This is a genomic window from Bacteroides sp. AF32-8BH, from assembly GCF_003435205.1.
In the GTDB taxonomy this organism is placed as follows: domain Bacteria; phylum Bacteroidota; class Bacteroidia; order Bacteroidales; family Bacteroidaceae; genus Bacteroides; species Bacteroides ovatus.
This window is the reverse complement of the sequence record NZ_QVLZ01000016.1, coordinates 389-17,598: the sequence shown is the minus strand read 5'-3', so window position 1 is coordinate 17,598 and position 17,210 is coordinate 389. Positions and strand designations below refer to the sequence as shown.

General features: G+C 51.5%; 19 protein-coding genes and 3 pseudogenes. 9 read left to right on the top strand and 13 right to left on the bottom strand.

What is annotated here, in order from left to right; all coding sequences use genetic code 11:
• Positions 1-157: 157 nt before the first annotated feature.
• The 5 genes and pseudogenes from DWZ47_RS12700 to DWZ47_RS31260 all read right to left on the bottom strand — a co-directional run bounded on the left by DWZ47_RS12700 (position 158) and on the right by DWZ47_RS31260 (position 5,231).
• A complete protein-coding gene (locus tag DWZ47_RS12700) occupies positions 158-2,659 on the bottom strand; it encodes a TraG family conjugative transposon ATPase (RefSeq protein WP_117513365.1) in 2,502 nt (833 codons plus the stop codon).
• Positions 2,656-2,979 (bottom strand): DUF4133 domain-containing protein, encoded by a 324-nt coding sequence (locus DWZ47_RS12695; protein ID WP_004327363.1) that lies wholly within the window; start codon positions 2,977-2,979, stop codon positions 2,656-2,658. Before DWZ47_RS12695 ends, DWZ47_RS12700 begins: the two co-directional genes overlap by 4 nt.
• A gap of 11 nt (positions 2,980-2,990) precedes the next feature.
• A pseudogene (locus DWZ47_RS12690) lies at positions 2,991-3,161 on the bottom strand (DUF4134 domain-containing protein); the annotation flags it as partial.
• A 116-nt stretch (positions 3,162-3,277) separates the two neighbouring features.
• Positions 3,278-4,984 (bottom strand): group II intron reverse transcriptase/maturase, encoded by a 1,707-nt coding sequence (gene ltrA / locus DWZ47_RS12685; RefSeq protein ID WP_100766110.1) that lies wholly within the window; start codon positions 4,982-4,984, stop codon positions 3,278-3,280.
• A gap of 112 nt (positions 4,985-5,096) precedes the next feature.
• A complete protein-coding gene (locus tag DWZ47_RS31260) occupies positions 5,097-5,231 on the bottom strand; it encodes a hypothetical protein (RefSeq protein WP_255421418.1) in 135 nt (44 codons plus the stop codon).
• Between the two features lie 48 nt (positions 5,232-5,279).
• Here DWZ47_RS31260 and DWZ47_RS30335 point away from each other — a divergent pair, with 48 nt between their 5' ends.
• Entirely contained in the window at positions 5,280-5,474 is a 195-nt protein-coding gene (locus DWZ47_RS30335; protein ID WP_147330784.1) for a hypothetical protein, read from the top strand.
• A gap of 177 nt (positions 5,475-5,651) precedes the next feature.
• Here DWZ47_RS30335 and DWZ47_RS12680 read toward each other — a convergent pair.
• The 4 genes and pseudogenes from DWZ47_RS12680 to DWZ47_RS12665 form a co-directional block, all read right to left on the bottom strand.
• Positions 5,652-5,780, bottom strand: a pseudogene (locus DWZ47_RS12680) (DUF4134 family protein); the annotation flags it as partial.
• 18 nt (positions 5,781-5,798) lie between these two features.
• The gene (locus tag DWZ47_RS12675; RefSeq protein ID WP_117513363.1) at positions 5,799-6,386 is read right to left on the bottom strand and encodes a DUF4122 family protein; all 588 of its coding nucleotides are present in this window, start codon (positions 6,384-6,386) and stop codon (positions 5,799-5,801) included.
• Between the two features lie 19 nt (positions 6,387-6,405).
• On the bottom strand, positions 6,406-6,810 hold the full coding sequence (locus DWZ47_RS12670) for a DUF3408 domain-containing protein (RefSeq protein WP_117513361.1): 405 nt from the start codon (positions 6,808-6,810) through the stop codon (positions 6,406-6,408).
• Positions 6,791-7,570: a ParA family protein gene (locus DWZ47_RS12665; protein WP_233525047.1), complete on the bottom strand. Its 780-nt coding sequence runs from the start codon at positions 7,568-7,570 to the stop codon at positions 6,791-6,793. The genes DWZ47_RS12670 and DWZ47_RS12665 overlap by 20 nt, the downstream gene beginning before the upstream one ends.
• A 12-nt stretch (positions 7,571-7,582) precedes the next feature.
• Here DWZ47_RS12665 and DWZ47_RS12660 point away from each other — a divergent pair, with 12 nt between their 5' ends.
• The 4 genes from DWZ47_RS12660 to mobB all read left to right on the top strand — a co-directional run bounded on the left by DWZ47_RS12660 (position 7,583) and on the right by mobB (position 10,081).
• A complete protein-coding gene (locus DWZ47_RS12660; RefSeq protein ID WP_233525046.1) occupies positions 7,583-7,774 on the top strand; it encodes a hypothetical protein in 192 nt (63 codons plus the stop codon).
• A 212-nt stretch (positions 7,775-7,986) separates the two neighbouring features.
• Positions 7,987-8,310: a hypothetical protein gene (locus DWZ47_RS12655; protein WP_233525045.1), complete on the top strand. Its 324-nt coding sequence runs from the start codon at positions 7,987-7,989 to the stop codon at positions 8,308-8,310.
• 47 nt (positions 8,311-8,357) lie between these two features.
• Positions 8,358-8,786: a conjugal transfer protein MobA gene (gene mobA / locus DWZ47_RS12650; protein WP_004327358.1), complete on the top strand. Its 429-nt coding sequence runs from the start codon at positions 8,358-8,360 to the stop codon at positions 8,784-8,786.
• Complete coding sequence (gene mobB, locus DWZ47_RS12645; RefSeq protein ID WP_117513355.1) at positions 8,783-10,081, top strand: conjugal transfer protein MobB; 1,299 nt, start codon at positions 8,783-8,785, stop codon at positions 10,079-10,081. Before mobA ends, mobB begins: the two co-directional genes overlap by 4 nt.
• Positions 10,082-10,132: 51 nt before the next feature.
• On the opposite strand, the gene DWZ47_RS12640 is transcribed toward mobB, so the two are convergent.
• A complete protein-coding gene (locus tag DWZ47_RS12640) occupies positions 10,133-10,411 on the bottom strand; it encodes a hypothetical protein (RefSeq protein WP_032581411.1) in 279 nt (92 codons plus the stop codon).
• Positions 10,412-10,420: 9 nt separating this feature from the next.
• On the opposite strand from DWZ47_RS12640, the pseudogene DWZ47_RS12635 reads away from it, so the two are divergent.
• From DWZ47_RS12635 to DWZ47_RS12620, 4 genes and pseudogenes are all read left to right on the top strand, one after another.
• Positions 10,421-11,341, top strand: a pseudogene (locus DWZ47_RS12635) (YWFCY domain-containing protein); the annotation flags it as partial.
• A 639-nt stretch (positions 11,342-11,980) separates the two neighbouring features.
• Positions 11,981-13,633 (top strand): group II intron reverse transcriptase/maturase, encoded by a 1,653-nt coding sequence (gene ltrA, locus DWZ47_RS12630; protein WP_004308488.1) that lies wholly within the window; start codon positions 11,981-11,983, stop codon positions 13,631-13,633.
• A 4-nt stretch (positions 13,634-13,637) separates the two neighbouring features.
• Positions 13,638-14,843 carry a TraM recognition domain-containing protein gene (locus DWZ47_RS12625; RefSeq protein ID WP_117513352.1) on the top strand — a complete coding sequence of 402 codons (1,206 nt, stop codon included), beginning with the start codon at positions 13,638-13,640 and terminating at the stop codon, positions 14,841-14,843.
• A 115-nt stretch (positions 14,844-14,958) separates the two neighbouring features.
• Positions 14,959-15,354 carry a hypothetical protein gene (locus DWZ47_RS12620; RefSeq protein WP_032581409.1) on the top strand — a complete coding sequence of 132 codons (396 nt, stop codon included), beginning with the start codon at positions 14,959-14,961 and terminating at the stop codon, positions 15,352-15,354.
• Between the two features lie 11 nt (positions 15,355-15,365).
• Here the strand turns inward: DWZ47_RS12620 and DWZ47_RS12615 are convergent, their stop codons facing one another.
• The 3 genes from DWZ47_RS12615 to DWZ47_RS30975 form a co-directional block, all read right to left on the bottom strand.
• On the bottom strand, positions 15,366-15,893 hold the full coding sequence (locus DWZ47_RS12615) for a hypothetical protein (protein ID WP_032581407.1): 528 nt from the start codon (positions 15,891-15,893) through the stop codon (positions 15,366-15,368).
• Between the two features lie 115 nt (positions 15,894-16,008).
• Positions 16,009-16,908: an SEL1-like repeat protein gene (locus tag DWZ47_RS12610; protein ID WP_032581406.1), complete on the bottom strand. Its 900-nt coding sequence runs from the start codon at positions 16,906-16,908 to the stop codon at positions 16,009-16,011.
• Between the two features lie 39 nt (positions 16,909-16,947).
• Positions 16,948-17,210 (bottom strand): SMI1/KNR4 family protein (locus DWZ47_RS30975; protein WP_233525044.1); only part of this gene is annotated, 263 nt, incomplete at its 5' end.

Here is a 17,210-nt window from a genome sequence, read left to right as displayed (position 1 = left end):
CATATCGTTTAGCCGTTTGTACATCCAGCCGTTTAACTGTTTAACCGTTTGACCGTTTAGCCGTTTGGTCAATCATCCGACCCTTCAGCCGTTCGTCCGGTCAATCAACCACCCGTCCGGCAACCTGTCCGCCGCTCCCCGCCAGCGCATCGGCACATTATTTATACTTCGTCTCCGCCAGCCGCTTGATGGCAAGCTCCAAGTCGCCGCCCAGCTCTTCCGCCAGTGCGAACACCTCCGTCTTCTCGCTCTCCTCGGTGGTATAGGTCAGGTACTCGGCAGCCGACACCTCCGTGGCGTACACCGCCGACTGCACCCCGTTCAGACCGATCCAGACCTCCTTGTACTTCCGTCCGGGATGGTTGGCGAGGTTGATGGAGAGTATCTGCGACTTCTCCTTGTCCGTCAGACCGAGCATCGACTGGATGCCGTCGAACTTGTTCATGTACTTCTTCTGGTCCAAAAGGATCTTGCAGTCCGAGTTGGTGATGATAGCCTCCTTCACGATGGGGGACGAGATGATATCATCGACTTCCTGCGTGACGACAATCGCCTCGCCGAAATATTTCCTGACGGTCTTGTAGAGATATTTCAGGTACTCGCTCATGCTCGGCGAGGAAAGGGCTTTCCAAGCCTCCTCGCAGATCAGCATCTTCCGCACCCCTTTCAGGCGGCGCAGCTTGTTGATGAAGGCTTCCATGATGATGATCGTAACCACGGGGAACAGCTCGGCGTTGTCCTTCACGGCGTCGATCTCGAAGACGATGAACCGCTTGTGCAGCAGGTCGATGTTCTCGTTCGAGTTCAGCAGGAAGTCGTAGCGCCCGCCCTTGTAATACTGCCGCAGCGTGGTCAGGAAGTTGTCGATGTTGAAGTCCTCCCGGCTCACCTTGATGTCCCTTGCAGCCAGCTCCTTCCGGTAATCGTTCAGCATGTACTCGTAGAAGGTGTCGAACGAGGGGGCGATGTCCCGGTTCTGTTGTATCCGGCGGATGTACGCCGACACCGCACTGCCCAGCTCGCCGCTCTCCGTCTTCGTGACCTTCTCGTCCTCGCCCTTCCACAGCGCCAGCAGCAGCGTCTTGATGCTGTCCTTCTTCTCCACGCTGAACTTGTAGTCGTCCGTGAAGAAGGGGTTGAAGCTGATGGGCTTCTCCTCCGTGTACGTGTAATAAATCCCGTCCTCGCCCTTGGTCTTGCGGTGGATCAGCTCGCACAGCCCTTGGTACGAGTTGCCCGTGTCGATCAGCACGATGTGGCTGTTCTGCTCGTAATACTGGCGCACGAGGTGGTTCATGAAGAACGACTTGCCGCTTCCGCTCGGACCGAGGACGAACTTGTTGCGGTTCGAGATCACCCCTTTCTTCATCGGCAGGTCGCTGATGTCCAGATGCAGCGGTCTGCCCGTCATCCTGTCCGCCATCTTGATGCCGAAGGGCGAGAGCGAGTCCTTGTAGTTCGTCTCCTCGGTGAAGAAGCACAGGGCTTGCGGGATGAACGTGTAGAAGCTCTCCTCGAAGGGGAAGTCCCCCTCGTTGCCCGGTATCGCCGCCCAGAAGAGCGTCGGCACGTCCACCGTGTTGTGCCTCGGCTTGCACTCCATCAGGGCGAGCTGGCTGCCCACCTCGTTCTTGATGCGCCTAAGCTCCTCCCGGTCGTCGCTCCACGCCATCACGTTGCAGTGGCAGCGCACCGAGGTCAGCCCTTTCGAGTGCGCCTCGTTCAGGTATTCCTCGATCCATGCCTTGTTGATCTGGTTGGAGCGGGAATAGCGGGAGAGCGAGTGCATGTTCCGGGCGGTCTGCTCGAAGCGTTTCAGGTTCTCCCCGTGGTCGTCGATGAAGATGTACTGGTTGTAGCAGTGGTTGCAGTCCAGCAGCAAGCCCACCGGGGCGGCGAACGACAGGCGGCAGTCCGAGCGGTCGGTCGAGAGCCGCTCGTAGCGGCTGTCAGTCGCCACCTTGCCCGGCAGGTCTTCCGTGTCAGAGAGGGTGTGCAGGCAGAGGATGTCGTCGCCGATGCGCATCTCCTCCGGGTTCAACTGGATGTCCTTCAGCACCGTCGTGTCGTGCTGCGAGAGCGAGAGGTACTTCTCCACGATGCCCGCCGACCGTTCCGTGCCGGTGATCTCGTCCGTCGTGAGGCGGCGCAGCCTGACCAGTCCGCTGTCGTTCATGATCTTCTCGAACTGACCGACCGCTTCGATGAACCTCGTAACCGTCTCCCGGTCCTCGATCTCCTTGGGGACAAGCCTGCCCTTGCAGAGGGTGGAGAACGTGCTTTCCTGACGGCTCCGTGCCTTCGTCGTCTTGGTAAGGAACAGGTAGCAGAAGTGGTTCAGGAACGGGCGTTCGTTGAAGTGCCTCTCAAAGCTCCGGCTCAGGAAGCTAAGGTCGTCCCTGTCCGTTTCCGGCCGGTACTTCTCCTCGATGAAGAAGTCCTGCTTGTGTACGATGGAATACTCCGGCAGCACCTTCACCGCCTTGTGCCAAGCCGAGTGGACCGCCTCGTACTCGCTCCCCGTGACGGAGAACAGTTCCGGCAGTTCCACCCTGAAGGCGACCGTCACGTCCGCCTCCTTGCTCACGATGCAGCCGTTCTCCACCGCCAGCAGCGGGAACTTGCTTTCGAGCGTCGCCGCTTTCATTACGTTTCTCATTCTTGCCAGTGTTTAAAGGTGAATAATCGGGGGATTTTCAGGCGGTTCACCACGTACCTCGGATGCCGCCTGCGGGCGGCTGCCTTCATCAGCCCGTGCGTGCCGTACCGGGCGTTCAGCCGGAAGGTCAGCCATACCAGCAGCGTAGCCGCAGCCACGCCGAAGCCGATGCACACCCACTGGTTCACGCCCGCCATGTACAGGATGACGAACACCACGAACACGGCGAGCAGACCGCCGCAGAAGATGAAGAGGTACTGGCTTTCCAGCCCCTTGAACTCCACGTTCCTGCCGATCCCCTTGTTGATTTCCAAGTCCATAGTCCGCTGTTTTACAGGAAGAACGAACGGAGGATGGTAGCCGCCACGATCAGGAAGATGCAGGCACCGAACCAGCTTGCGGCGACTTTGCTCACGTCCGGATCGCCGGCGCTGAATTTCCCGTACACTTTCACCCCTCCGATCAAGCCGACCACCGCACCGATGGCGTAAATCAGTTTCGTGTCGAGTAGGTCAGCCCCATTGCTGGGGCTTTCCCCTCTAAGAACCGTGCATGAGAGTTTCCCCTCACACGGCTCAAGCAACGCATTGCCATTCTTACTGAAGGAATAGTTCTGCCTCATTTCCTACTAATATTATCAGGGTTAAACTTCTTGTTCTTACATGAACTGTGTATGAGAATCTTAAACGGCTTTCCGTTGACAGTCTCCTTAATAGTCGTCCATCTTCGTTCATCGTCAATAATCTTTCCACAGATTGGACAGCGCATTTCTTGATGGATCCAAATCATACGCAACAAGTCGTCAATCTCACGTAGTTGATTCTCCGTGTTCTTTGACTTACGCCGTGCATAGTAAGGAGCATCGGCAGGGTCGTATGGATTAGTATTGGTTCTAACACGCACGTACTTCAATATGGGAGTGTCCGCCAGCCTTTTAAGACTTAAAGTCGTTTCCTTGCCCGACTTCTTGTTCTTGGTTATAGTGGCAAAACACCACTCACGTCCATGCAGTTGTTTGAAATACCTGTCTTTAATCCAGTGCATACCCTTTTTCGGATGCCTGCGTTTTGCCCATTGCCAAAGTGTTTTGTACACCTCGTAGTCCACACGTGAGAATGCTTTCGATGATGCCCCGTAACGGTAATAATTTGTCCATCCGGGAATCATGTGGTTGAGCATCCTTATAAGTGAGGAAGCCTTTGCCGACTTGTTGCTCTTTATCTTCGTGCGAACCTTATCGCAGAATTGCTTCATCGCATCTTTGGACGGTTTGGTCAGAAGTTTGCCGTTGGACTTGTATTCTCGGATGTTGAAGCCAAGAAAATCAAAACCCTCACTGATGTGGGTTATCTTTGTCTTTTCTTCCGATAGCATCAGTCCACGTTCTGCCATAAACTGCCGTATAAGGGGCAGGATAACATTCTCAATTGTTTCCTTATCCTTTGCAGTGACAATAAAATCATCAGCATAGCGCACGAGATTGATTTTAGGTTCAATCCACTTGCGTCCATAAGCAGTAGGCACTGGTTGCCAGTAAGGCTTGACCGCCTTTTGGACGAGGGATTGAAGCCCGTCAAGAGTCATATTGGCAAGAGTGGGAGAAATTATGCCGCCTTGTGGAGTTCCCTCCTCAGTCGGAAAAAGACTTCCATTGAATACATAACCGCTTTTGAGCCATTTCCTTAATACTTCCTTATCCATAGGGATATTGTTAAGAAGCCATTCATGGCTGATGTGGTCGAAGCATCCTTTGATGTCTCCCTCCAGAATCCATTTAGGAGCAACATCCCTTGAAAGGACATTGTGACATTGGGCTATTGCATCTTGACAACTGCGATACTTACGGAAGCCGTAGGAATGTTGGTCGCCTGTCGTTTCCGCAATAGGGTCGAGAGCCATCAGATAGAGAGCCTGCATCGCACGGTCTTTCATCGTAGGGATTCCCAAGGGGCGTTTCTTCCCGTTCTTCTTCGGTATTTCCACACGACGCAGGGGCATCGGTTGATAGCCACGGCGTTTGAGTGTGTCAATAGCTTTGACTTTTGCCGCATCGGATGACCATCTTACATGGTCAACTCCTGCGGTGTTTTTACCCTTATTAGTAGTAACCCGAACTACGGCAAGATAGCGACCGTAGAACGAGTGGGTCAACAGCCATTGCAAGGATTTGACCTTGCCGTGTCTGCCTTCCCTTTGAGCCTTTACAATACGTGCTTGCAGCTTCCGAACATACTCCTCTGCCTTGTGTCGGTCAATGCTTTTCCAACGTTCGGTATCAGAGAGGACCATATTTTCAGGCGCACACTTTTCTTTCGATTTGTTCATTTGCATTCCTTTCTTTAGAAGTTCTATAAGTTTATTGTAAAGAGTTACCTTGTGGAAGTGGGCACACTTTCGTGTCAGATGATGTGGCTCTCTGCCATACATGGCAATGAGGTCAATCCGTATCCGCTCCATTACAGAACAGCATTCGCTTTTTCCACGTTCCTATACCCGCACCCCATATAGGCTTGCCTTGCGGCTTGCTTACCTCCTCTAAGAGGGGGAGGGATACGGGCTTACCACGTTCCATGCAAGTGACGATAATGGGTTAGGTCTGTCCTATCCACCGGCAGTCATTATGTCCGTGCAACCCCACCTGGACAGGGAGTTGACCGACTGCACACCTTTTGGTTCAAGCCTACAGCCTCGCTTTTGGAGCGAAGCCCTCAACATCATTTGGCTTGTTCTTCGTAACGATGTTTATCAGACATTCACATTGGTTGACCATACCATCAAGTCTCGCCCCTCGGCAGAACGATGTTATCTGCCTTAACCTCCACTCACGCTTCGGTCTATTCCTTTCGGAAAGGGTACTTTGTCAGAGCAGCTTCGCACAAAGAGATTACTCACAATGCACGTACTCTCAGACTACTGCAAACGGAATTGCAGGTGTAATCAATGAATTAAATCATAGTTACACAATCACTTACACGGCTTTCACGTGTCACACCCCCGGCTCAAAATACGAGGTGACCATCTGCGTGGCTTCGGTGATGCCCGCCTGCCCGTTTCCCTGCGCCATTGCGCCCACGGCAGCCAGTATGCAGGCCGCCGTAAAAAAGATTTTTTTCTGTCTCATTTGTCTTTAAAATTTTAATTAAACATTATGGTTGTCCATCAGCCGGGCGACACGCTCACGTGCGCCCTCGAACTCGTCCAGCATCGCCTCCCAGATGTCCGACCCCATCACGGACGGCAGCACCTCACGGGCTTCCCGCTCCGCCTTTTCGCCCGCATCGTCCGACACCAGTACCCGGCGCACCTTTTTCAGGTCATCGAAGGAGTACCCCGTGGCGAAGTCGGGGTTGCCGTCCGGGTAATAAGCCCCTAATTCCTCTTCCTCCTCCAGTTCCCGGATCTCCTCCGGCGTGGGTTCATAGTCCGTCTCCTCCTCGTCCTCCTCCGGCTCGATGTCGGAGTAGTCCGCCCCGTCGTCCTCCGTGGCGGGTTCCTCCACGGCTCCGGCTGCCGCTTCCTCCCCGTCCTCCGCTGCGAAGGGCAGGTAGGTGCTTTCACCCATGACCGTGTACGGCTCGCCCGGTTGCCCCGGCTCCTGATCCGGCTCGTCCGTGCCTTCGTCCGTCTCCGCTGTACCGAACATCCCGGCGATGTCCTGCCGGTAGTATTTCCACAGCACGCCGAGGTAATAAAGCAGCAGGACGGTGAGCGATAATTTCAGTATCATGCCGTTTCCTCCTTCCTTTTTAAAAGAGGTTCTCCAGTTTCCCGGCGTATGCCGCCTCGATCTCCTCCCGGTATTGCTCGAAGTGCTGCGCCAGCACGTTGTCGATGTATGCCGAGAGCGACACCTTGCCGCCCGTCAGCATCACCGAGATTTTGGCGATGCGCTCGTGGTACTCACGGCGCACATAGACCGGCTTGCCGTAGCGGGCGGGGATGTCCATGCCTTTGAGGAAGGTCGTCTCGTAGTCCGCCTGCCTTCCCTTGCGCCGTCTTGTCTCCGCCGCCTTCCCTTCCTGCGCCTTCTCCACCGGCACGGCGGTTTCAACCTTTCCGGTTCCCGGTTCTCCCGTCCCTGCCGCCTCGCCCGCCATCATCCGCATCAGCAGCTCCTCGTCGATGGGCTTCTCATTCCGCTGTCTCTTCATAGCCTTCCAGTTTGAGGATGGTTGCTATCTCACGGGTCAGTTCGGGGATGCCGCTGCCTGCCAGCATCCGCCTGTCGGGAGCCAGCAGCGTGGAGCGGAACACCGTCCGTCCCGTGCCGTCCGCCTCCTTGCGGAAGCGTTTCGTGTCGGGGATGCGGGTTTGCAGCATCGGCAGCCCCATGTCGGCGACCACCTCCCCGTACTTCTCGTACAGCCCGCTCGTTTCCCGCTTGTCCACTTGGTTCCAGAAAAGGTAAAGCCCCTTCAAGCGGCTCGTCTCCTTGCCCAGCATCATCCGTTGCAGCACGTCGAGGAAGGAGAGCGTGCTTTCCAGCACCGCCTTGTCCGCACTCACCGGGGCGAAGATGTAGTCCATCTGTGCGATCGTGCGCAGGATGCCCGCCGAGTTCACCGTGCCCGGCAGGTCGAAGAAGAGCAGGTCGTAGCAGCCTTCCGCCGCCAGCTCCCTTGCCGTGTCGGGGGCTTGTTCCACCCGGCACTTGCGCACCGGATAGGCGGCACGCCCCGGCTGCCGCATCTGTTCGTAAGCCGCCCGTTTCAGGTGTTCGTTCTCCAGTACCGCCCGGCTGTCCCGCTCCCGCATCTCGTACAGGCTGTACTGCGGGAAGTCGCAGTCGATCACCGCCAGCGGACACCCCAAGCGGTAGTGCAGGTAGCCCGCCACCAGCACCGTGATAGCCGTCTTGCCGCTGCCGCCTTTCTGTGTGGCGAAAGCCACGTTCAATGTCTGTCTGTCCATATCGTCATTCTGTTGGTTATTCATCCGGCTGCCCGTGCAGCCGCTTCTCTGTTCACTCAATCAGTCAGCCTTTCAGCCACTCTGCCGTTCATTCGTCCGTTCATTCGTTCAGACATCCGGTCATACATTCAGCCCGGTATCCAGCCGTCCATCCAATCATCCGGCTGTCCGCTTGTCCGGCTGTTCAGCCGTTTGACCGTTTAGCCGTTTAGTCATTTAGCCGTTTGGCTGGTTAGCCAATCGTCCGGCTGGTTATCCGGTTGTCCGTCCGTTTGTCCGGCAAGACCGTCAGCCGTCCGGCTGTCCGTCCGGTCGGCTATCCGGCTGTTTCCTTGTCTATCCGGACAGTCGTTTCACCGCTTCCACGGCGCAAAGGAATATCAAAATACCGGTAGTTTATCCGTTTGATTATCAGCGTGTCGTGCATTGTCTTTCCACCCGTAGGTTTGTCGCATCCGGGCATGGTGTCCGGACGGGAAAAGGGCTGTTACTTTGCAGGCGGAAACCAAAATGGAATAAGAATGGAGAAGAGCGGCAACCGCCCGAGGGAGTGCCCCGGCACTCCGCAGCAGGCAAGGGCATCCCCAATCTGTCCGGCAGGACGGATTTTATTTTCAAACGAAAATGGCAAGTTGTGTGCTGCGGCACTCGAAATGAATTTCGTGCCTCACCACCACCTTGCCCCCTCGATGTGGCATCCCCCTCCGGAGTCGGGGGCTGCTCACGGGGGAGAGCCGTAGGCATACGGCGTTTTCAGACCATGTTTCACTTAAAATTTTACAGGATGATGGACAATCAGAAGAAGTATGCGGGCAACCACGGGCGAAAGCCCAAGCCCGACAAGATGCGCCACCGCTACGTGTTCCGTCTGGACGACGGGGACAACGCCCGTTTCCTCGCGCTTTTCGACGAGTCGGGCAAGGCGACCAAGGCGGAGTTTATCGTTTCCGCACTTTTCGGAAGGGAGATTAAGGTCATTAAACTGGATAAGGGGACGCAGGATTTCTACATGCGCCTGACCACTTTCCACTCGCAGTTCCGTGCCATAGGCACGAACTACAACCAATGCGTGCGTGCGCTCAAATCCAATTTCTCGGAGAAGAAAGCCCTCGCTTTCCTCTACAAGCTGGAGCGGCACACCCTCGAACTGGTCGAGTTAAGCAAGCGGATTTCCGCACTGGTGGAGGAGTTCCAAAGCAAATACCCCGTCCGATGATAGCCAAGATTTCGCACGGCAGCAGCCTGTACGGGGTGCTTGCCTACAACCAGTTGAAGGTGGACGAACGGCACGCCGACGTGCTTTTCACCAGCCGGATTATCGAGTCGCAGGGCGATAACCCCTACACGATAGGGCATCTTTCCCGCTCGTTCGGCGACTATTTGACCGCCAACCGTAAGACCGAGAAGCCCGTCCTGCACATCTCCCTCAATCCCGACCCGAAGGATTGCTTGAGCGAGGAGCGGTTTGTCAGCTTGGCGGAGGAGTACATGCGGCGCATGGGCTTCGGCGACCAGCCCTATATCGTCTATCGCCACAACGACATCGGGCGGGAGCACCTGCACATCGTCTCCGTCCGGGTGGACGAAACCGGGCGTGCCATTTCCGATAGCTACGAGCACGGGCGTTCGATGAAGGTCTGCCGGGAGCTGGAACGGCAGTTCGGTCTTGTCCCGGCTACGCCCAAGCAGTGGAAGGAGGGGCTGCCCTTGTCGCCCGTCGGTTACGGGGACGGCAACCTCAAGGGGCAGTTGGCGGGAGTCATCCGCCCGATAGCCCGGGAGTGGCGTTTCCGTACACTGGGAGAATACCGGGCGGTGCTTTCCCTTTACGGCATCACGGTGGACGAGGTGAAGGGGGAATACGGCGGGCGGGAGTATCACGGCTTGACCTATTCGGCAACCGACAGGGAGGGCAACAAGGTCGGCAAGCCCTTCAAGTCCTCCGTGTTCGGCAAGGAGGCGGGCATCGCAGCCCTTGAAAGGCGGATGCACAACGCTGCCGCATGGGAAAAGACCCACAAGGAGGTCGCCGCCGCCACCGCCGGAAAGGTTGCCGCCGCCATGCAGACCGCAGGGCATGACCGGGCGCAGTTCGAGCGGGAACTCATGCAGCAGGGCATCGGCGTGGTATTCCGTCAGAATGAAGCCGGGCGCATCTATGGGGCGACCTTCATCGACCATGCCGCCAAAGCCGTCTTCAACGGCTCCCGTCTGGGCAAGGAGTTCTCCGCAGGCGTGTTCAACGACCTTTTCGCCGGGCAGGAAGGTATTCACCTGCTGCAACCCTCCGCCGAAGTGGAACATCCCACCCGGCAGCAGGAGCATACGGGCGCATCCCAATGGGACGGACAGGATACCGGCTACCGCCCCGACCACAAGGACGGCACCACCCAAAACGTGGCGGCCGCCTTCAACCTCTTTGCCCCCGTACCCGGCGGAGCGTCCGGCGACCAGCCCGTACCACCGCAGCGCAAAAAGAAAAAGAGGCGCAAGTACGGCAGGCAGCAATAAAGAACAAAAAGATAGCATTAACCAAGCAACCATCCGCATGGCATACCGACCTCATTTTCGCAGCGTAAAGCGGAACGCAGCGATTTTCGGATAAGGACAAAAAGCTGTTTGAGCGTAGCGAAAAGTCCGTTTAAGTGAGAGCAGAGCCAAACTTGTTTGGGCTATGCCGAACGTAGGACTTTCGCCGTAAGCAATTCTTTTTGTCCCCGAAAATTGCGAAGTGGAGTAGCGAGAAAATGCAGTCTTGATTTTTTCTTTTTGGTACTTTTTCTTTTGCATCAAGGCAAAAGGAAAAAGTACATAACTAAAACGAAGTTTTAATTTATACATCAACGAATTATGCAAAACGAAGACGATTTGCGTGGACTCGCCAAAGTCATGGAGTTCATGCGTGCGATAAGCATTTTATTTGTAGTCATCAATATTTATTGGTTCTGTTACCAGTCCGTCCGGGAGTGGGGCATCGACATCGGCGTGGTCGATAGGATATTGCTCGGCTTCCAGCGTACCGCCGGGCTGTTCTCCCATATCCTCTGGACGAAGCTCTTCGCCGTGCTGTTCCTCGCCCTTAGCTGCCTCGGCACAAAGGGCGTGAAGGAACAGAAAATCACGTGGCGCAGGATCATCCTTTGCGGCGTGTCCGGCTTGCTGCTCTTTTTCGGCAACGGGTGGTTGCTCACCCTTCCTCTGCCGTTTCCGGCGGACACCGTGCTGTATATCGCCACCCTTACCGCCGGGTATATCTGCCTGCTCATGGCGGGGTTGTGGATGTCCCGCCTGCTGAAGACCGACCTGCTCGAAGACGTGTTCAACGTCGAGAACGAATCCTTCATGCAGGAGACAGAGCTGAAGGAGAACGAGTATTCCGTCAACCTCCGCACCCGCTTCTGGTTCAGGGGCAGGGCGTATGACGGATGGATCAACCTTGTCAATCCCTTCCGTGCGACGATGGTCTTGGGCACGCCCGGTTCGGGCAAGTCCTATGCGATAATCAACCAGTACATCAAACAGACCATCGAGAAGGGCTATTCGCTCTTCCTGTATGATTTCAAGTACCCCGACCTCTCCGAGATAGCCTACAACCACCTGCTCGCCCATTTGGACGGCTACAAGGTCAAGCCCAAGTTCTACGTGATAAACTTCGACAACCCGAGGGAGAGCCACCGCTGCAACCCCATCCACCCGGACTTCATGACCGACATATCCGATGCCTACGAGAGTGCCTACACGATTATGTTAAATTTGAACCGCACGTGGGTGTGACCTGTAAAGTCACGTAATTGATTGTTAGACAGTGATATTAATTGCATGATTTAACCCGCTGTTCCGTCAGCGGTAGCCTACTATAAGGTGCATCTCCAGTGATGGGTTGTGCCAAGCTTATAGGACAAAGTACACTTTCCGAAAGGACAAGACTGAACCGTGAGGGAATGTCAAGGACGGTTAGTATCATACCGTTGAGTGGCGAGGCTGGATAGCATGGTTAACGTAAGTGAACTGACTTTAGCCGTCGTAAGGTTTGAAGGAGCGCAAGATACTTTAGCTCTCACCAAAAGGTAAGCAGTCGGATAACCCTTGCCCATGTTGGGGTTACACGGACACAGCACTGCCGGCGGACTTGGCAGAACCTAAACTATCCGTTTGTCAATTACGTGGAACAGGGCAAGCCTGTATCTCTCTCGTAAGAATGCGAGTAAGCGAACCGCAAGGCAAGCCGAATGGGGTGCAGGTATGAGATAACGGAAAAAGCGAATGCCACCCTGTAATGGGGTGGATACGGATTGAATCAACATCACGGGTTGTTATTGGTGACATCATCCGACACGAAAGTGGGCAGACTTCCGTATATGGTAACTCTTTACAAGATAACTTTTAGAACTTTCAAAAGGAGGAAAGCAAATGAACGAAACTAAAACATCGTGTGCGCCTGCTGATAGTAGGAATCTAACTTGGGACGGCATGGACTGGTCCAAGTGTGAAGCCTATGTCCGAAAGCTACAAGCGCGTATTGTAAAGGCTCAAAAGGAAGGCAGACATAACAAGGTGAAAGCCTTGCAGTGGATGCTGACCCACTCTTTTTACGCCAAGGCATTGGCGGTAAAGAGGGTTACTTCCAACAAAGGGAAGAAAACGTCTGGAGTAGATAAACAGCTTTGGGATTCTCCCAAGCGCAAGTACAAAGCAATCGGTGAACTGAAACGTCGTGGTTACAATCCGCAGCCGCTTCGTAGGGTTCACATCAAGAAAAAGAACGGTAAACTCCGACCGTTGGGAATACCGACAATGAAAGACAGGGCGATGCAGGCATTATATCTCATGGCATTGGAACCGATAGCCGAAACGACAGGCGACCGCTTTTCTTATGGTTTCCGCAAGAAACGCAGGACAATGGACGCTATCCGTCAGATTGATACGGTTCTAAACCGCCAGCATTCCCCCGAATGGATTTTGGAGGGAGACATTAAAGGCTGCTTCGACCATATCAGCCACGACTGGCTTCTTAATCATATCCCTATGGATAAGACGATACTCAGAAAATGGCTGAAATGTGGAGCTGTATTCAATGGCAAACTATTCCCGACAGAAGAGGGTACACCACAAGGAGGTATCATATCACCGACACTTGCAAATATAGCACTTGACGGACTTCAACCACTCTTGGCTGAAAGATTCAAAAGATTATGGCGCAACAATAAGACATTCCACTACAAGGTAAACCTTATTCGTTATGCGGATGACTTTATAATCACAGGTCGAGATAAGGAGCTATTGGAAAACGAAGTCAAACCTATCGTGATAGAATTTCTCAAAGAAAGAGGGCTGACCTTATCCGAAGAGAAAACTACCATTACGAACATATACGACGGTTTTGATTTCTTAGGTTTCAATGTGAGGAAGTTTGGCAAAAGGCTATACACATCCCCGTCCAAAGATGCACAGAAACGCTTCAGGGCAAAAATCGGTGACATCGTTAAAGGACATAAAATGTGTAAGCAGGAATCGCTGATACGAATGCTTAATCCTGTAATCACAGGTTGGGGCAACTATTACCGATATGGTGCATCAACCGATGCTTTTCATGGTTGTGACAATCACATTTACAATCTCACGAAGAAATGGGCTTTACGTCGCCATCCAAAGAAACGCAAGTCTTGGGTTGCAGACAAATATTGGCATGAAATTCGGGGGCGTAAATGGACGTTTGCATGGAAATATGAAACCAAGAGCAAGAAAGTGAACTACCTGACCCTTAAAAGGTTGTCGGATATACATTATACCCCGTACAAGCAAATCAAAGGTGAGGCAAACCCTTTCGACCCGGAATACGATGATTATTTCTTTCAGCGAAAGGAGCAACAAATGCTGGAATCTCTCAAGGGACGTAAGTCTCTCTTATATTTATGGAACAAGCAGAACCGGATTTGTCCGTTATGTGGCAAGGAAATAGATTGTACAAAAGCATGGAACGTCAACGAAATATCTGTTGGTGGTTCGATTGTACGGCAACTTGTCCACAACAACTGCTACAAGCGAAATAAACGAAAATGTTGAAAGTATGAGCCGATTTCTAACAACAAATAGAAATATTGAGTTGCTTGAGCCGTATGAGGGGAAACTCTCATGTACGGTTCTTAGGGGAGAAGGGGGCAGCAATGCCCTTGACTTACCCGATATTTCCAAGCAGGGCGACTTCTTCGTGGAATCGCCTATCATTTTGTTAGCCAGTATTATATGGTATCTCAAAATCTACAAGAACGGCAAGTATTGCACCTTTCCCCATGCCATCGAGTTCCTGAACCGCAAGTACGCCGACATTTTCCCCATCCTGACCTCGTACCCGGAGCTGGAGAACTACCTTTCTCCCTTTATGGACGCATGGGAATCCTCGGCGGTGGAGCAGTTGCAGGGGCAGATTGCCAGTGCCAAGATACCGCTTTCCCGCATGATTTCCCCGGCGCTCTACTGGGTGATGACGGCGGACGATTTCACCCTCGACATCAACAATCCCGAAGAGCCGAAAGTGCTGGTAGTCGGTAACAATCCCGACCGTCAGGGTATCTACGGGGCGGCGTTGGGACTGTACAACTCCCGCATCGTGAAGCTCATCAACAAGAAGAAACGGCTCAAATCCGCCGTGATTATCGACGAGCTGCCCACCATCTACATGCGTGGGCTGGATAACCTGATTGCCACCGCCCGAAGCAACAAGGTAGCCGTCATGCTCGGCTTTCAGGATTTTAGCCAGTTGAAGCGTGATTACGGAGACAAAGAGTCCGCTGTAATCTGTAATACCGTCGGCAATGTCTTTGCAGGTCAGGTAGTTGCCGAAACCGCCAAGACGCTCTCCGAGCGTTTCGGCAAGGTCTTGCAGAAACGGCAGAACATGACTATCAACCGGAACGAGACCTCCGTCTCCATCAACACCCAGATGGACAGCCTCATTCCGGCAAGCAAGATTTCCAACCTCACACAGGGTATGTTCGTCGGGGCGGTAGCCGACAATTTCGACGAGCGTATCGAGCAGAAGATTTTCCATGCCGAGATTGTCGTGGATAACGAGAAGGTCAGGCGGGAGACCGCCCGCTACGTGAAGATACCGCAGATCATCGACTTCACCGACAAGGACGGCAACGACACCATGCAGCAGCAGATTGATGCCAACTACTACCGCATCAAGAACGAGGTCAGGCAGATTGTAGCCGACGAAATTGAGCGCATCAAGGCAGACCCGGAGCTGTCGCATCTGATTAAGGACAAGTGAGGATAAAAATACCCCGTCGGCAAGAACAAGCCGGCGAGGTTCTTTTTATCGGGTATGGTGTTTTTCGGCATGAAGTAATGGTTAAGTGGGTAGAAAACATTATTTTTGTAACAAGATGGATAAGGACAATCGCAAATACCGGATCTGCTTCATCGACTATATGTGGTATGTAGCCGAGATATGGCACGAAAGGGAGCATACCAACCTTAACGGGCGTATGCTGTTGTTCTTTTGCTGGCTCTTTGCCATACTCGTACCGCTTGGAACACCGTTGATGTTTCGCTATTTCAGTTGGATTGTTGCTTTTGCCGTAGTGATGATGCTCTGCTTTCTTCCCGACTTGTTCTGCCAGCTTCGCTACACAGCCGGGCGGCGTGAAGCGCTCCGTGAATATTACGGAAAGATGAAACATCCCGGCAGGAAGCTCGCCAAAATAGTCCTTATCGCTATCGCCCTGACCGTGGTGAATGTCGCACTGATGTTTCACCTCGGATTTATATGTTGGGCATAATCAATATCTCACTAATCCTCATTGTTTTCTATCTCAATTATTGGCAATAAGGGATTATATATATCATAAACAAATTTCTTTTTCCCTAAATCTGCCTTATTATAAAACACCTTATAGTTACCTTTTATAGTTAGGCTACCATATCCTATATCTTTTCGCAACTTTGAGTTTATGGCATTAGATATTTTGTTTATAATGCTATCAGGTGTTTTTGACACAATTCTTAATTCCAACATTTCTAATTCTGATACATTCTCTCTACCACCTCTACCTTCTATCACAAACTTGCAGAGTGCATCATCATAGAAATTGAAGCTATTTTCATCCTCCAACGAAAGTGTTGTTATATAGAAATGTAAGTTTTTATCTCGGTCACTTCGCACAAAACGAGCTATATCATCGGCAACTATACGTCTATTTATAATGGCATCATTTCTTTTTACTTCCAGAAAAACAGATGCATTATATTGTGTTAGTATTTCATCCGTCAAAATGATGAAATCCGGCAATGGTGTGAGTATTCTTGTGTATGTTGGCATATTAGGTATTCAATCTTTCGTAATTTGTTTTCTATCTTTTTTTTCAATTACATTATTCATAAGATTATGGATGTATTGCGATTTGTGATGTTACTGTTTGATAGCATTCCGCTTTTCAGTCGTTTTTTTGTTCGCTATCAGTTCTTTGTTTCATATTTCTTTCAAGCCATTTCTGTGCATGCTTGTTGTTCAGATCCGCAGCTTTCTTGATTAATTCGAGCCCCTTATTGGGGTTTTGCATAATTGTTTTTCCTTCCCAATAGAGAATACCTAAATCAAAAAGTCCATGCGTATTGATTTCTGTATTTTCAACTCTTGGAGAATGGTATTCTATACTACCATCGACTCCAATCATCCAATAGTCACTTGTTTTTGTAAAACCATGACCAAAAGCCCTCTTTATTATCACGTGTGAATTATCTTGCCATTGTAGCTCACTGATACCTTTGCAATAGATTTGATAACCCTTTGGAGCAAACTGAACCCGTTTTATAAGTTTCCCTCTTTTATCAGTAAAGTCAATGTATATACCATCTTTCTCATAATCATCTTCAAAATATATTTGAGCTTTCAGTTGCTTGTTAGGCGAACTCTTTGCCTTTCGCCAATATTCCCGGAAGAGTCCACCCATACTTATGATTTTATCGTAGGTACGTTCGAAAACTTCCGTATTCCATTGCATTTCATATACTAATGACATTATAGCCTGCTGACATAAATCAATAATATAAAATGACTTGTCTTTGGGAGTTAATTGGTTGAACTTGTCGATATTTACAACATTTGATACAACCTTCATATCACATGACGTTGGGTATTTCGTCTTTTGTAAATTATCAATCAAACAAACGGTTATAGAAACAACATTATCTGTTTGTGTGGCAGGAAAATAATATTCATACATTCTTGACAAGTATGCACAGTATATTCCAACCTCATTTATACAATCACGGGATTTATTCACATCCTCCGATGACTTTGCCTTAATTTCACAAACAAATCTAAAATATTTCATTTTGTTTATTTTACAATGTCCCTCTGTTTACTATAAACCCTATTTGAAATTTGTCAGTATATCGTCCTTTTCATTGGAAGACAACATTTCCAATAAATGATTGAAGCTATCGCAAACAAATTCCGCCGAATCTTCAAATTCAGGTTCAACTCCATAATAGATTTTACCGTAATTTTCCGGAGATAAATCTATGCACAAATATTGGTATCCATCTTTTACTGACATAAGAATAGGAATATGGCTATCCCAAAACAGGCGTATCATATCACAGGATTCCTTATCATCTGCCAACGCCTCAAGTC

Bases quoted from the DNA above. Each gene is read 5' to 3' on its own strand.
- DWZ47_RS12615 (WP_032581407.1), bottom strand. From the start codon at position 15,893: ATGCCAACATACACAAGAATACTCACACCATTGCCGGATTTCATCATT.
- DWZ47_RS12620 (WP_032581409.1), top strand. From the start codon at position 14,959: ATGGATAAGGACAATCGCAAATACCGGATCTGCTTCATCGACTATATG.
- DWZ47_RS31260 (WP_255421418.1), bottom strand. From the start codon at position 5,231: ATGGAACGTGGTAAGCCCGTATCCCTCCCCCTCTTAGAGGAGGTAAGC.
- ltrA (WP_100766110.1), bottom strand. From the start codon at position 4,984: ATGAACAAATCGAAAGAAAAGTGTGCGCCTGAAAATATGGTCCTCTCT.
- DWZ47_RS12700 (WP_117513365.1), bottom strand. From the start codon at position 2,659: ATGAGAAACGTAATGAAAGCGGCGACGCTCGAAAGCAAGTTCCCGCTG.
- DWZ47_RS12625 (WP_117513352.1), top strand. From the start codon at position 13,638: ATGAGCCGATTTCTAACAACAAATAGAAATATTGAGTTGCTTGAGCCG.
- mobB (WP_117513355.1), top strand. From the start codon at position 8,783: ATGATAGCCAAGATTTCGCACGGCAGCAGCCTGTACGGGGTGCTTGCC.
- DWZ47_RS12610 (WP_032581406.1), bottom strand. From the start codon at position 16,908: ATGAAATATTTTAGATTTGTTTGTGAAATTAAGGCAAAGTCATCGGAG.
- DWZ47_RS12640 (WP_032581411.1), bottom strand. From the start codon at position 10,411: ATGTATAAATTAAAACTTCGTTTTAGTTATGTACTTTTTCCTTTTGCC.
- mobA (WP_004327358.1), top strand. From the start codon at position 8,358: ATGGACAATCAGAAGAAGTATGCGGGCAACCACGGGCGAAAGCCCAAG.
- DWZ47_RS12670 (WP_117513361.1), bottom strand. From the start codon at position 6,810: ATGAAGAGACAGCGGAATGAGAAGCCCATCGACGAGGAGCTGCTGATG.
- DWZ47_RS30335 (WP_147330784.1), top strand. From the start codon at position 5,280: ATGTCCGTGCAACCCCACCTGGACAGGGAGTTGACCGACTGCACACCT.
- DWZ47_RS12675 (WP_117513363.1), bottom strand. From the start codon at position 6,386: ATGATACTGAAATTATCGCTCACCGTCCTGCTGCTTTATTACCTCGGC.
- DWZ47_RS12695 (WP_004327363.1), bottom strand. From the start codon at position 2,979: ATGGACTTGGAAATCAACAAGGGGATCGGCAGGAACGTGGAGTTCAAG.
- ltrA (WP_004308488.1), top strand. From the start codon at position 11,981: ATGAACGAAACTAAAACATCGTGTGCGCCTGCTGATAGTAGGAATCTA.
- DWZ47_RS12665 (WP_233525047.1), bottom strand. From the start codon at position 7,570: ATGGACAGACAGACATTGAACGTGGCTTTCGCCACACAGAAAGGCGGC.